Source organism: Streptomyces himastatinicus ATCC 53653 (genome assembly GCF_000158915.1).
Lineage (GTDB): Bacteria > Actinomycetota > Actinomycetes > Streptomycetales > Streptomycetaceae > Streptomyces > Streptomyces himastatinicus.
In genome coordinates this window covers 1,219,145-1,220,344 of the sequence record NZ_GG657754.1, presented here as the reverse complement: position 1 = coordinate 1,220,344, position 1,200 = coordinate 1,219,145, and the positions used below count along the sequence as shown (strand labels likewise).

The following is a 1,200-nucleotide window of genomic DNA, read 5'->3' as shown; positions in this document are numbered from 1 at the left end:
GTCGACGTGCCCGGATCCTGGCGTGCCCGCCATGTGCGCATGGCCTTCCTGGCCGTCGGCTACAGCGCCGAGGTCTGGCTCGACGGCACCTACCTCGGCAAGCACGAAGGCGCCAACTCGCCTTTCGCGCTTCCGGTGGAAGGGGCGATCAGGCCGGGGACCCGCCAGACGATCGTGGTGCGGGTCTTCCGCCGGGCGAGCTACACCGACTACACGGCCTCGACTCCGCAGCCGGTCACCGACGACCACGAGATCCCGTACAAGCCGGTCGACTACTGGCCCTATGCGGGCCTGACCCGGTCCGCCTGGATCGAGGCGGTTCCGCGGGTCACCATCGCCAAGCTGCTCGTGTCCGGCGCGAACGGGAGGGTCGAGGCACGGGCCGTCGTCGAGAACCACGGCGCCTCCGGCTTCGACGGCCGGCTCACGCTGGACCCCGGCCGCGGCAGCGGGGCCCGGCCCACCGTTGTCACGGCCCGGATACCGGCCCGGTCGGTCGGCGTCGTACGCGCCTCGGTTCCCGTACCCCGCGCGCCACGGTGGAGCCCGGGCTCGCCGCACACACTCACGGCACGCGCCACGCTGACCGCCACCGAGCCCGGCGGCCCGCGGGTGGACACCCTGTCCGCGGTCTACGGGGTGCGTGACCTGTCCGTGGCGGACGCGCGGCTGCGGCTGAACGGAAAGCCCCTCTTCCTCAAGGGCCTCAACTGGCATGAGGAGACCGGCACCCACGGCAGGTCGATGACGCCGGCCGAGTACGACAGGGAACTGGGCCACATCCCCGCCCTGGGTGCCAACTTCATCCGCAACTGCGTCTACAACCGTCATCCGTACGTCTACGACTGGGCGGACGAGCACGGTGTGATGGTGATGGACGACATCGACACGATGTGGCTCAACACCTCCCAGGAAAAGCTTCAGACCGAGCGCTACGGCCTCGCCCGGGCCCTGGCCCTGGCCATGGCGTGGAACCAGCACAATCACCCGTCGGTGATCCTCTGGGGCTTGCAGAACGAGTCGGAGATCGACACCGACGGAGCCCCGGTCTACCGAGCCTGGCTCGCCGATCTCAAGGCGGCGGTGAACGCGGTCGACCTCACCGCCCGTCCCGTGACCTGGGCTTCCAACACCAGCAACGACCCCGCCTTCGACCTCGCCGATGTGATCGGGTTCAACGAGTACTTCGGCTACTTCTAC

At 69.3% G+C, this 1,200-nt stretch carries 1 protein-coding gene; it reads left to right on the top strand.

Annotated elements, in window-relative coordinates:
- The coding region (locus tag SSOG_RS04525; protein ID WP_039936563.1) for a glycoside hydrolase family 2 protein at positions 1–1,200 on the top strand (1,200 nt) is incomplete at both ends.